The sequence below is a fragment of the Clostridium sp. CM027 genome (assembly GCF_024730565.1).
GTDB classification, from domain to species: Bacteria; Bacillota; Clostridia; order Clostridiales; family Clostridiaceae; genus Clostridium_AD; species Clostridium_AD estertheticum_B.
The window spans coordinates 174,746-188,872 of record NZ_CP077725.1 but is presented as its reverse complement, the minus strand read 5'-3'; the positions used below and the strand labels follow the sequence as shown (position 1 = coordinate 188,872).

The following is a 14,127-nucleotide window of genomic DNA, read 5'->3' as shown; positions in this document are numbered from 1 at the left end:
TATAAAAGCATATTTTAGAATAAAGTGGTTTTTAATTTTTCTATAATATTATTAAATTACGAAATTTAATAATATTATAGTAATTATGAAATTTCTTATCTTAATGTAGTTCCATACTTCATTGTTTTAATACTAACAAAAAAACAGGATGGCATAAATCTGCCATCCTGTTTTTTTCTAAAAAGAAAATTATAAAATTAGTTTTTCTTTTCAAAATCATTTTCGTAATTTTTCAAAGTCTTTTTAACTAAAGCTCCAAGACCTAATAATGCAATTAAATTCGGTATAACCATTAATCCATTAAAAGTATCAGCGAGTTCCCAAACTAGATCAACCTTTAGAGCTGCTCCTAATACTATAAATACAAGAACCAATCCTCTATATGTCGTTAACGCTTTTTTTCCAAATAAGTATTTAACATTTGCCTCTCCAAAAAAATACCAAGCTACTATGGTAGAAAAAGCAAAGAAAAATAACGCTATAGCTACAAATGGACCTCCAAGACTTCCCATACCATTCGAAAAAGCTTTTTGAGTTAACGCTATACCAGTAGTTTTTCCATCTAATGCTCCTGTAGTTAATATAACAAGTGCAGTTAATGTTAAAATTATAAAGGTATCAATAAATACACATACTATTGCAACGAGTCCCTGCTCAGTTGGATGATTAACTTTTGCAACTGCGTGTGCATGTGGTGTTGACCCCATTCCAGCTTCATTAGAAAATAAACCTCTTGCAATGCCGTATCTCATAGCTTCTTTTACGCCAACTCCTATTAAACCGCCAGTAGCCGCTTTAGGGTTAAAAGCTCCTACAAATATCATTTTAAATGCTGGTCCTAAATTAGCAAAATTCACTATAATGATTCCTAAACTACCCAGTATGTAAAATATAGCCATAAACGGAACTACTTTTTCAGTAAAGGCTGCAATTCGGCCTACTCCTCCAATAAAAATCATACCCGCTAATGCTGCAACTATCACACCAATGATTATACGAATATTGGTATTTGGGCTTATTGCTGCACTTATTGAGTTAGATTGTACCATATTCCCTATAAATCCTAATGCAATTATTATAGTTACTGAGAAAAATGCTGCCAACTTTTTACTCCCAAGGCCTTTACTAATATAGTAAGCAGGTCCTCCCGTCACCTCACCGTCAACTGTCTGTTTATACTTTTGACCAAGCACTGCTTCCGCAAAAATAGTTGCCATGCCAAAGAAAGCACTTAGCCACATCCAGAATATAGCACCCGGTCCTCCTGATGCTATAGCAGTTGCGGCTCCTGCTAAATTTCCTGTTCCTACTTGAGCCGCTATTGAAGTTGTCATGGCTTGAAAGGATGACATTCCATCTTTTCCTGCTTTATTGCCGAATTTAGCTCCTCCAAAAGTCTTTTTAAATGCATCTTTAAATTTTCTTACTTGAACAAATTTTAACGTCATTGTAAAGTAAATTCCAGTACCACATAACAAAAATATTAGTACATACCCCCACAAAACACCGTTAATACCTTTAATAATTGATAAAAAATCCATAAACACACGCTCCTTCTAGTTATTAAAATTTTTTCAGATAAAAAATTTCTTGTGTAAAGAATATATTTATACCAATTAATACTCTGTGAGACCATTATTTTTTAAAGCACACAAAAAATAGAGATCAAAATAAAATGACCTCTTGAAAATAACCCTGTCCTTTTACCTGAGAGTTTCACTAATGCACTATTAAATTTCATACAAATAATATGTAATTAAATAATGTTTAGCTTTCTCCTTCGGTGCTTATATAAGTCTCTCCAGAGGTTCGTCCGATATCAGTACTTCTCCAAAAATGGATACCTGAAAGTTTAACTTCTTCGGTGGATGTTATACATCTCTCTCCAAATATCTTCATCCGAAATTATTAATTTGTAATACTTCGCATGACTATAACATATTTTGAATTTTTAGTCAATAAAAAAAACACTCACTGTAAAGTGAGTGTTTTTTGGTACGACTAAGCCTATAAGCCGAGTCCTGTATTAGACAATCATCTATCTAGGCCCATTGTTACCAATAGGCTCAAGCGATACACCCGAGAACGAGACGGGCAGCCTCATAATGTTCTCCTATTCGATCTTGCTCCAGGTGGGGTTTACATAGCCGCAAAGTCGCCATTGCGCTGGTGAGCTCTTACCTCGCCTTTCCATCCTTGCTAGTACATTCAAAAATTTAGAAAAACTAAACTTTTGAATGCCTTTAGCGGTATATCTCTGTTGCACTTTCCTTAAAGTCACCTTCACTGGGTGTTATCCAGCACCCTGCCCTATGGAGCTCGGACTTTCCTCTCCTAATTATCGCACGCAATAATTAGCAGCGATTGTCTGGCTTACTCGTAAAACCAATGATATCATACTATTAAAATAAAAGCAAATAGTATTTTATTATTACTTAACTTTATATGGATCATGTGTATTTTTAGAAATTATAACCTCATTGTCATATCCATTTTCTATCAGTTGCTTTTTGAACTTTTCTGCAAATATTATGAGTGGTGTCCACTCAGTTGCAAAATGCCCAGCATCAATCAGCGCTATGTTTTCTTCTAATAAATCACTAACATGATGGTATTTAGTATCTCCTGTAATAATGCAATCTGCACCCAATTTTATGCTCTCCTCAAAAAAGTCTTCTCCACTGCCATTTATAATCGCAATGGTTTTTATTACTTTATTATGGTCGCCTGCATACCTAATATACTCAGTATTTAAAAGTTCTTTAACCTTTTCACATAAGGGCATTAATAAAATTGGGGTATCCAGAATCACTAGCCTTCCAATACCATTATCACCATTATTATACCCTTGAATTGTTGAATTCTCTATTACCTTATAATTAGTAAACCCTAAAATTTCTGTGACAATATCATTAAGTCCGCCTTTAACTGAATCTAAATTTGTATGACTAGCATATACATTTATACCATTCACAATTAGCTCAATAATTTTTTTTCCTACTAAAGTGTCTGTGGTAATAGTTTTGGGTTTAACAAAAAGAAGAGGATGATGAGTCAATATAAAATTGCACCCCTTATTCTTTGCCTCGCGAATTACGTCCATTGTACAATCTAATGCAATTAAAATTTTTGTAACCTGCGCATCTTTATCCCCAACCATTAATCCTACATTATCATAATCCTCTTTTAGTATATGTGGAGCAACCTGCTGCATAATATGCTCAATAGTACTTACTTTTAAAAGCATTTCAAAAACTCCTTAAGCCGTATTATAACAAGATAAAGTTGTTGTTTTCTATTTTTAGATAAAATTGTATCTTCATTTAAAGTATCATATATTTTTGAATATTTTTGCAACTTATATTCTATAAATTTTTGCATTACTAATTGTTTTTTATCTAATAATATTTTACTTATCTCGTAATATATACTGTCTACTTCTACTGGTTTAGTATTATACCTTGCCTTGATAATTTCATAAAACCTACCATCATCATTGCAAATTTCTTCATCAAGGATATCATACCCAGCGACATATAAATATTCTCTCAAAACCTCAGCATTTTGAACTGGCTGAAGTATCATATAATTAAATTGTTTAACAACATCTAAGTCAGCTTCTAAAATGTCTCTTATTAAATTGCCACCCATTCCTGCAATAATAGCTACCTGGACTTCTCCCTTTTCAACTGTAGATAGTCCACTTCCCAGTCTACAAATAATTTGACCACGCATATTATTGTGAATAATATTATTTTTGGCCTTCTCAACAGGCCCTTTATTTATATCAGAAGCAATAGCTTTTTTTATTACACCATTTTTCACTAAATTAATAGGAACATACCCATGATCCGTGCCTACGTCGATAACACTATCACATTCTTCTATCATACTTGCAATCCATTTTAATCTTATACTAAGCTCCATATCTCTCATCCTTATCTAAAATTTATTAATATTTTAAACTGCAATATTAAAAATATCATTGCCACAATTAGTGCCATATAAATATATTTATATGCTGATTTCCTATCATGTTTTGCGCAAAAATAACTTGCATAATACATACAAAAAAGCAACGCCATATTTAATACCCCGTAAATCATCTGAGTAAATGCAAATTGTTTGCCTGTCCCCATTTGTATTGGATTAAAATTCGCATCAAAGTTTAAGGGCATAATATTAGGTATATTACGTTTCAAATATAATATAAGTGGATTTAAGGTTAATATTATTATTATTATACTTACACCCATTAAAGGTAAAATGAAGTGCTTGTCTTTATGAAGATTATAGCTATTATTTACTTTATATTTCCACTCTACCACATGTATATCATGATGTATTAAAGTTTCCTCAAATTTTTTATAATCTAGAGGCGAAACTGCATAATTCATGTTTTTAGTTTTTATGTAAAAAACATTTTTATTATTTGTAACAAACATTCTACACATTCCTATTTTTTCAATTACAAATCTACCCATTGCAAAATTATTAGTAGCTATACCATTAAGCTTAACCCCCTCAATTGTACCAGTTGAGATAGTGTATCCTCCAATTTCATTTAATGGTATAATTATTTTTTTTAATGATCCAACAGCATAAATTTTAATATTTTCGTCATCAATAGTACATTTAAGTGATGCATAAAGCAAGATGTAATATCCTTGATATATATTACAAGACACTAATAAGACCTTTAATAAACTAACTACGATGTATGAATTAGTAAACCTGAGCACTATTAATATTAATATATTATATAATGCAGTCGTGAGCAAAATAAACCCTAAACCGCGTCCCCTCTTTGATATGTACTTTCCCATTTAATCACCTTCTAAAGCATATTATAGCATATTTAAACCGACCTTGTAAATATTCATACATGATTCTACATGGAGTAGAAAAAACACCTTAAATAAGGTGTTTTCTTAAGTATACTGTTCTAATCTAAGTAATCTTTTAGTTTTTTACTTCTACTTGGGTGCCTTAATTTACGTAAAGCCTTTGCTTCAATTTGTCTAATTCTTTCACGAGTTACATTAAACTCTTTTCCAACTTCCTCGAGGGTCCTTGCCCTTCCATCATCTAGTCCAAATCTTAATCTTAAAACCTTTTCTTCTCTAGGAGTCAAAGTATCTAAAACGTTGATTAATTGCTCTTTTAACATTGTAAATGCAGCAGCTTCTGCTGGTGCAAGAGCATCATCATCAGGAATAAAATCGCCTAAATGACTATCTTCTTCTTCACCTATAGGAGTCTCTAGCGATACTGGCTCTTGTGCAATTTTCATAATTTCTCTAACTTTTGCTACAGGCATTTCCATTTTTTCAGCAACTTCATCCGGTTGGGGTTCACGTCCAAGTTCTTGTAGCAATTGCCTTGAAACTCTAATAAGCTTATTTATAGTTTCAACCATATGTACAGGTATCCTTATAGTTCTTGCTTGGTCGGCTATTGCTCTAGTTATTGCCTGTCTAATCCACCATGTAGCATAAGTACTAAATTTAAAGCCTTTTCTATAATCATATTTTTCTACGGCTTTTATTAGTCCTAAATTACCTTCTTGAATAAGATCTAAAAATAACATTCCGCGACCAACATATCTTTTAGCTATACTTACCACGAGTCTTAAATTAGCCTCTGCTAGTTTTTTCTTAGCAGCTAGATCTCCTTCTTCATTTCTTTTAGCAAGATCAATTTCCTCACTTGATGATAATAAAGCAACTTTTCCAATTTCTTTTAAATACATCCTAACAGGGTCGTCTATAGATACGCCTTCGGGTATGCTAACATCCAGTTCTTCAGTTTCTGGTTCAGTTTCAGCTTGAGCTCCAGTCGCAGGTGCAGCAGCTTGATGCATATCACCAATAACCTCTATCTCCATTGATTCTAAAACTTCATAAACCTTTTCTATTTGTTCTGGACTTAAATCTATCTCATAAAGTTCTTCCATTATTTCTTTATAAGTTAAAGATCCTTTTTTCTTCCCTTTTTCCATAAGTTTTTTGACTATAGTCATTTTCGAACTTTTATCCTTCATCATATTACCTCCTTTCAAATTACTATAATTGTTTTAGATCTTTTTGCATTACTATAAGTTTTTGGGCTAATTGTATAGATTCTTCTAGCAAACCTTTTGATTCATATTGTTTGATTTTATTCATAATTTCTTTTTTCGACTCCTCTAACTTGAATTTTTTAAGTTCTTTAATGCAGTCATTTATAAGTTTTTTATGATCCTCTTCATCTCCTGAAAATTCAATTTCCATAGTATTTATCCACTCTTTTGTACATTCTATATCATTACATATAAATTCAATTTTTTTAGTTTTTTCATCTTTTGTTAAGTTTTTATATTTAACAATTAATGTATATATACTTTTATGACTTTGAAGTACCAATTGTTCTAGGTCCAAGTTTTCTGTGATATAATTACAATTTTCTTCATTTATAAACATAAATTTCAACAAATTTCTTTCAGCCTTAATATAAGCTGGCTCTAAGTATAATTTTTGTCCAAAATCTTGTTGCATATTCATTTTTTTGGTTTTTTTTGCATTTTTGTTGATTTCGTCACTTAGTAGGTCATATATTGCCTGTTCTTTGATGCCTGTTTCCTCAGAAACCTTTTTTATATAAACATCTTTTTCGACAGGATCTAAATCTGCAATAATTTCAGTAACCTTTTTCACATATTGTATTATCATTTCACTATTCGAAAAATTTATTCCGTCACCTGCTCTTTTAATCCTATAATATATTAAGGGGAGAGCATCATCCACTAATTTCTGAAAAGCCTGCTTTCCGTTGTTTTTTATATATTCATCAGGATCCTTATCCTTTGGAACTATCAGCACCCTTAAATCAAAACCTTCAGTCCTTAATATCTCAAGGCCCCTTAATGTTGCTGCTTGGCCTGCTACATCAGCATCATATGAAATAATAACTTTGTCTACATGTTTTTTCAATAATTTTGCTTGATTAATAGTAAGTGCCGTCCCCAGGGACGCAACGGCATTTGAAAACCCATATTGATGAAGTGAAATACAATCCATATATCCCTCTACAATTATTATTGTTCGAGACCTATTATTTTTTATTACAAAATTCAATCCATAAAGATGTAGCCCCTTATGAAATAATGGTGTCTCAGGTGAATTTAAATATTTAGGTTTTGAATCATCTAAAACCCTTCCTCCAAATCCGATGACGCTGCCTTTATAATCAAACACAGGAAACATTATTCTATTTCTAAACCTATCATAATAGGAATTTTTAGGACTTTTAATAATTAATCCTATACTAAGTAAATCTAATTCGGAGTAGCCTTTCCTTTTCAGGTATAATAACAATCCATCCCATTTATCAAACGAAAACCCTAAACCAAATTTTTTCATAGTAACTTCCGTAATTCCTCGGTTTAAGAAATATGTTTCAGCCTTCTTGTCCTTTCTTAAATTGTCATAAAAATACCTAGCCGCTGCTACATTAATATTGTACATTTTTTTATACATGTCTTTTTGAACATTATTTTCCTCATTGTCCATTTCTATACTAATGTTAGCTCTCTCGGCGAGTACCCTTGCTGCTTCAGGAAAATTTACATTCCTATCCTTCATAATATAACTAATTACATTCCCAGCTTCACCACATCCAAAGCATTTATAAATTTGCTTTTCCTCAGACACTGTGAAAGAAGGACTCTTCTCATTATGAAAAGGACAAAGACCAATATAATTTCGCCCCGCTTTCTTAAGTTTAACCCTTTCAGATATTACATCCACAATATCATTTTGTTCCTTAATTTTTCGGATAACATCTTCAGCAATCAATAGATTATTACCACCTTACTTATATAAGTTCACAATATAATTTTATTCGACAAAAAAGTGTATTATCCTTCTTTAAAATCATTTTTTTTAAAAAAAATTATGTTTGCTTATACTATATTCTTTATAAAACACAAATTTCCTTCAATATTTGTATTTTTTATTTTTTATTTATAAATTTTATATTAATATGTTTTCCAAACCCAATATTTGTTTCTATCATATTTTAATAAATAACAACCCTAGGCACATATAAATCATTAAAAAGCATTAAACAATAGTCATCACTCATACCAGAAATATAATCTGCTACTCCTATATGTAGACCTTCATACTTAACTATGCTTTTATAAAAGTCCGGCATAGCCAGTGGATTATTATAGTAATGTTTAAATACATGCGTTACCACAAATTGTGATTTTTGTCTTTCTGCCTTTAAGATTTCACCTTTGTATATATTTTCAAACATAAAATTTCTTAATTCACCCAATGCACTTCCAACACCTTCACTAAGTGATACACCTATATCCCCTATATCTAAGTTATTTATGGTGTTATAAATACAGTCTTTAACTAAAGTATCTATTCGCTTGCCATGATTTGCCCCTAATACTTCAATAGCACCTGGAGGTAGCATTGCTTCAGTTAACAATCCTGCTCTTATAGAATCGTCTATATCATGATTTACGTATGCAATCTTGTCACTATACCTAACAACCTGACCTTCAAGTGTTGAAGCCTTTCCAATTTTAGAAGAAAACCCACTATGATTGAGAATTCCATCTAGCACTTCCGCGCTCAAATTAAGACCAGCACCTAATTTTTCAATTTTTGTTAAAACTCTAATACTATTTTCATTGTGCCTAAATCCTTGTGGCAAAATATCATTAAACACCTCTTCACCATTATGAGCAAAAGGTACGTGCCCTATATCGTGACCCATTGCTATAGCTTCTATTAAATCTTCATTTAAGCCTATGCCTCTCCCTATAGTTTTAGCTATCTGTGCAACTTCTAAGGTATGTGTTAATCTTGTTCTATAGTGATCACTACTAGTCTTTATGTATACTTGAGTTTTATGCTTCAATCTTCTAAATGATTTACTATGTATTATCCTATCTCTATCCACCATATAACAGGTTCTTACCTCATCCTTATCCTCTAATACTTTCCTTCCTTTTGAGTTTAGAGATAACGCCCCATATCGTATAATGCTATTACCTTCATTAGTTTCTATTTTTTTGCGAATATCCATGGTTTTCCTCCTAAATTTAGGCATCTTCTAAAAACGGTTGATAAGTATGCATATTATTTTTTAAAGACGCTTTAGTTAGTATTCTACGAATCAAATTAATTTCCCTTTTTTAATGTTAAATGTATAATATTAAAGTTTTATTAATATCCTAATAATGTAATAATTTTTTAGGAGTGTTAAGATGCCATCTACGGCTAAAAACTTTAATAACATAAATTTATTGTCTGCCGAAAATGTAAAAAGACACATTCTGCCTCAATATAACTTAACTAATGCTGATATCACGCAAATCAAATTTAAAGATACAGATAAACAAAGGGCTGTATATAAAGTGCAAGACTTTGGTAAATGCTATTGTTTAAAAAAAGTTTATTATTCTATAAACGATTTATTATTTGTATACTCAGCTATAGAATGGTTATACAGAAATAATATCCATGTACCTCGCATACTTCCTACAAACACAAATAACAGATTTGTAAACTATAATAATATGTTATTTATACTCACCCCCTGGATTAATGGTATAAAATGTGATTATGATAATATTAATCATATTCTATTATGTAGTACCAACCTTGCAAATATGCATAAAGTCAGCATTAACTTTATGCCTATATATGGAAGTTCCATAAAAGAGGACTTTAGCCCTTTGAGCCCTTCCATATATAAACACTATGAAGGCCTTCTTAATTCCTCTAATTTGGCTTATAAATATAATGATGCCTTTTCAAATCTATATCTTAATCATTTTGAAACAAGTAGTAAGCTAGCTAAATATTCTGCAAACATTGCTTATGATATCAACCCCAATAATCTTACAAAATCATTATGCCACCTTGACTATGTTAATAAAAATATTATATTTGATACTAATAATGAAATATGGGTAATTGATTTTGATAAATGTAGAAATGACTTTTGCGCCCATGATATTTCCTATTGTTTAAGGCGCCTACTGAAAAGAGATAGTACAAAATGGGATTTAGAGCTAGCAATAAATTTTTTAGAATTATATGATAAAATCCTACCTTTAACCTTGGATGATTACAAATATATTTTTGTTTATTTGGCTTTCCCCCAAAGATATTGGAAAATATCAAGAGATTATTATGGTAATATTAACAAATGTAATAAAAAAGCCTTCTTACGCCTGCTAGATAACGCAACTAACAATAATGAATATCAATTAGATTTTGTTGAAAAGTTTAAAACGTATATTAAAAATAAATTTAAAATAACATAATAAATTTGATATTTTAATTCTGTTAAAAGTAAAAAGCCACTGCTTTGCAGTGGCTTTTTACTTTTAATTGATTAATTACATTTAAATATTATTTTTTTCTCGGATTATTTATTTCAGCCTGAGCCGCTGCAAGTCTTGCAACCGGAACCCTAAATGGTGAACATGATACATAATCAAGTCCTACATTATGACAGAATTCAACAGAAGATGGATCTCCACCATGTTCTCCACATATCCCAAGTTTTATACCTGGATTAGCCTCTCGTCCAAGATCAGCTGCCATTTTGACGAGTTTGCCTACTCCTGTTTGATCTAATTTTTGGAATGGATCAAATTCATAAACTTTCTTTTCATAGTAATGTTTTAAGAAGTTTCCAGCATCATCTCTTGAAAATCCAAAAGTCATTTGCGTTAAGTCATTTGTTCCAAATGAGAAGAAATCTGCTTCTTTTGCTATTAAATCAGCTGTAAGTGCGGCTCTTGGTATTTCAATCATTGTACCAACCATGTATTTTAAATCAATGCCTAACTCAGCTATGATTTGATCAGCTACCCTTACTACTATATCTTTAACATATTTTAATTCTCTAACTTCCCCAACTAAAGGAATCATTATTTCTGGAACAATATTGTATCCTTTTCTAGTTTTAACATCTATAGCTGCTTCAATAACCGATCTAGTTTGCATCTCAGCTATCTCAGGATATGATACTGCAAGTCTGCATCCTCTATGTCCCATCATTGGGTTAACTTCATGCAATGATTCAACAGTAGCTTTTAACTCTGCAAAAGTTATTCCCATGTCTCTTGCTAATTCTTTTATATCTTCATCAGCATGCGGTAAAAATTCATGTAGCGGTGGATCTAAAAATCTGATTGTAGTTGGTCTTTCTTCAACTTCTTCATAGATTCCTATAAAGTCCTCTCTTTGCATTGGTAATAATTTTTGTAATGCTAATCTTCTTGAATCTTCATCTTTAGCAACAATCATTTCTCTTATAACCATTATTCTATCGGCATCAAAGAACATATGCTCTGTTCTACATAGTCCTATACCCTCAGCTCCATATTTAACTGCTTGAGCAGCATCCCTTGGAGTGTCGGCATTAGTTCTAACTTTTAATCTTCTTATTTCATCAGCCCAGCCCATAAATATTTCAAAATAACCATTTATTTCAGGCTCAACCGTTTTAATTGTTCCAGCGTATACATTTCCTGTACTTCCATCCATTGAAATAAAGTCGCCTTCATTATATATCGTTTGTCCAATTTGGAAACTCTTAGCTTCTTCATTAACTTTTAAGTCTGAGCATCCAGCAACACAACAAGTCCCCATTCCTCTTGCAACAACCGCAGCGTGCGATGTCATTCCACCTCTCACTGTTAAGATACCTTCTGCAGCAACCATACCTTCGATGTCTTCTGGTGAGGTCTCAAGCCTTACAAGGATAACTTTATTTCCAGCTTCATGTTTAATTTTTGCATCTTCAGCCGTAAAGTAAACTTTTCCACAGGCAGCTCCAGGAGATGCTGGTAAGCCTTTAGCTATTACTATAGCTTTCTTTAATTCTTTTGCATCAAAGTTAGGGTGGAGTAATGTATCTAGTTGTTTTGGCTCAACCTTCATTATAGCTTCTTTCTTTGATAACATTCCTTCTTCAACGAGTTCTACCGCAATTTTTAATGCGGCTTGCACCGTTCTCTTACCGTTTCTTGTTTGTAAAAAGTATAATTTTCCATCTTCTATTGTAAACTCCATATCTTGCATATCTTTGTGGTGAGTTTCGAGGGTCTTAACAATTCCCATGAATTCTTCATATACTTTTGGCATATCTTTTTCAAGTTGTGATATATCTTGTGGTGTTCTTATCCCTGCAACAACGTCTTCCCCTTGTGCATTCATTAAGTACTCAGCATATATTCTTTTTTCTCCTGTAGATGGATTTCTTGAGAAAGCAACACCCGTTCCTGATGTTTCTCCTTTGTTACCAAATACCATTTCTTGAACGCTTACCGCAGTTCCCCAATTTCCTGGAATATCATTTAATCTTCTATATACATTTGCACGAGGATTATCCCATGATCTAAATACTGCCGAAACAGCCTCTATTAACTGACTTTTAGGATCACTTGGAAATTCTTCACGTTTATATTCTTTGTAGAATTCTTTAAATTGTTTAACTAATTCTTTTAGGTCACTCGCATCTAATTCTGTATCAAATTTTACGCCTTTTTCTTCTTTCATTTTATCCATCATGTTTTCAAAGTTTCTTTTTTCAATATTCATAACAACATCAGCAAACATTTGGATAAACCTTCTGTAAGAGTCATAAGCAAATCTTGGATTATTCGTTAATTTTGCCATAACTTCTACTGTATCATCATTTAATCCAAGATTTAAGATCGTATCCATCATACCAGGCATCGATGCTCTTGCCCCAGATCTAACTGATACAAGTAATGGATTTTCTAAACTTCCAAACTTCTTTCCTGTAATGTTTTCAAGTTCAGCCATTTTAGCATGAATTTCATGAATAATCTCGGATGCGATCAATTGACCATCTTCATAGTATTTATTACAAGCTTCTGTAGTTACTGTGAATCCCTGTGGAACTGGAATCCCAAGACTTGTCATATCTGCAAGATTTGCACCTTTCCCACCTAAAAGGTTTTTCATTGACATATTACCTTCACTAAATAAGTATACATATTTTCTGTTTTCCATTTTAACCCAACTCCTTCTAAATTATATATGATAATTAGTATATAAATATACCATTAACTACAATTAACACCATATTAACGAGATTTCGGAAGGAAAGTCTCCTTATGAATTCGTTAATGTTACAGCTTCGCAGAAGATTATTTAACCTTACTCAGGCTTTCTAAAATGGTATATATTTGAAATAAAACGTTTCCACAAAATGATGTTATACTAAATTTTTAACATACCCTTCCTAACATTATACCACGTTTTTACAATCAAATGTATCATGATTTAATCACTTTTTGTTTAAGATATAGTTAGATTTTCACTTATATAAAGCCAGCAACTAATAAGTTGCTGGCTTTATATAAGTGAAAATAGCATTGATCAAAGTTTTAAAATATAGAAAAGAGAATACATTAGTTACTCTTTTCTTCTTCTTTTTTCTGCTCATCAAATTTAACAGTATATTGATATACATTTTCATTATTGCTATCTTTGATATCTTTGCTACCTTTGCTAAGACTGTCTTTTGTTTCATTAATTTTTTCTATTACATCTTCACTTATATCACTCACTTTGCCTTTTACTTCTTCAACTGTGTTTTTAATAATAGTATTAATAAACTCCACAGAACCGTCCTCTTTAGTTATCTCAATATTAACCTTTGTGATTACTGCTGTTAATAATCCTATGCCAATTAAAGAGGGCATATATAATCCAACGAGACCTGCTGCAATACCAGCATTAACAGGTATATCTATAATCACAGTTTCATCTTTTTTTATTTTTATTCTTGTTACAGTTCCTTTTCGTGCTGTATTTTTTATCCAAGTTACAAATTCATCCTTAGTCGTGTACATTTCTTTCATATTAAATTTTTCAGTTTTTTTTTGTTTTGCTTCGATATAAATCAAAGCATTAACTACATCACCATCACATTCTTCTAATGCTTCCTTAGCATCAGTGTACGTAACTCCTGTTCGTTCTTTAACAATATCAATCTTCTCTAGTGTAATTTCTGCCATTAAAATATTCCTCCTTATAATTTGTCCAGTTGTAAATAACAATTATTCATTGTTATTCA

10 protein-coding genes, 1 other RNA gene and 1 riboswitch are annotated in these 14,127 nt (G+C 31.6%); of the genes, 1 reads left to right on the top strand and 10 read right to left on the bottom strand.

The genetic code is table 11. The features are described 5' to 3' along the window. Positions 1–197: 197 nt before the first annotated feature. The 8 genes from KTC92_RS00915 to KTC92_RS00880 all read right to left on the bottom strand — a co-directional run bounded on the left by KTC92_RS00915 (position 198) and on the right by KTC92_RS00880 (position 9,087). Complete coding sequence (locus KTC92_RS00915; RefSeq protein ID WP_220285950.1) at positions 198–1,541, bottom strand: sodium:alanine symporter family protein; 1,344 nt, start codon at positions 1,539–1,541, stop codon at positions 198–200. 144 nt (positions 1,542–1,685) lie between these two features. After that, positions 1,686–1,815: riboswitch (glycine riboswitch) on the bottom strand. A gap of 179 nt (positions 1,816–1,994) precedes the next feature. Further along, positions 1,995–2,380, bottom strand: an RNA gene (rnpB, locus tag KTC92_RS00910) — RNase P RNA component class A. Positions 2,381–2,431: 51 nt separating this feature from the next. Continuing rightward, the gene (locus KTC92_RS00905) at positions 2,432–3,247 is read right to left on the bottom strand and encodes a Nif3-like dinuclear metal center hexameric protein (RefSeq protein ID WP_216303977.1); all 816 of its coding nucleotides are present in this window, start codon (positions 3,245–3,247) and stop codon (positions 2,432–2,434) included. Next, positions 3,238–3,927 (bottom strand): class I SAM-dependent methyltransferase, encoded by a 690-nt coding sequence (locus KTC92_RS00900; protein ID WP_220285951.1) that lies wholly within the window; start codon positions 3,925–3,927, stop codon positions 3,238–3,240. The genes KTC92_RS00905 and KTC92_RS00900 overlap by 10 nt, the downstream gene beginning before the upstream one ends. A gap of 11 nt (positions 3,928–3,938) precedes the next feature. After that, positions 3,939–4,826, bottom strand: a complete 888-nt coding sequence (locus KTC92_RS00895) for a PH domain-containing protein (protein ID WP_220285952.1) — start codon at positions 4,824–4,826, stop codon at positions 3,939–3,941. A gap of 119 nt (positions 4,827–4,945) precedes the next feature. Then, on the bottom strand, positions 4,946–6,043 hold the full coding sequence (rpoD, locus tag KTC92_RS00890) for an RNA polymerase sigma factor RpoD (protein WP_165414745.1): 1,098 nt from the start codon (positions 6,041–6,043) through the stop codon (positions 4,946–4,948). A gap of 22 nt (positions 6,044–6,065) precedes the next feature. After that, the gene (gene dnaG, locus KTC92_RS00885) at positions 6,066–7,835 is read right to left on the bottom strand and encodes a DNA primase (protein ID WP_220285953.1); all 1,770 of its coding nucleotides are present in this window, start codon (positions 7,833–7,835) and stop codon (positions 6,066–6,068) included. Between the two features lie 223 nt (positions 7,836–8,058). Then, positions 8,059–9,087, bottom strand: coding sequence for a deoxyguanosinetriphosphate triphosphohydrolase (locus KTC92_RS00880; RefSeq protein ID WP_220285954.1), 1,029 nt, complete (start codon positions 9,085–9,087; stop codon positions 8,059–8,061). A 181-nt stretch (positions 9,088–9,268) separates the two neighbouring features. On the opposite strand from KTC92_RS00880, the gene KTC92_RS00875 reads away from it, so the two are divergent. After that, positions 9,269–10,333, top strand: a complete 1,065-nt coding sequence (locus KTC92_RS00875; protein WP_220285955.1) for a CotS family spore coat protein — start codon at positions 9,269–9,271, stop codon at positions 10,331–10,333. A gap of 88 nt (positions 10,334–10,421) precedes the next feature. Here the strand turns inward: KTC92_RS00875 and ppdK are convergent, their stop codons facing one another. Further along, positions 10,422–13,058, bottom strand: a complete 2,637-nt coding sequence (gene ppdK / locus KTC92_RS00870) for a pyruvate, phosphate dikinase (protein WP_220285956.1) — start codon at positions 13,056–13,058, stop codon at positions 10,422–10,424. Between the two features lie 401 nt (positions 13,059–13,459). Further along, a complete protein-coding gene (locus KTC92_RS00865) occupies positions 13,460–14,068 on the bottom strand; it encodes a DUF4342 domain-containing protein (protein WP_216301806.1) in 609 nt (202 codons plus the stop codon). Positions 14,069–14,127 lie beyond the last annotated feature (59 nt).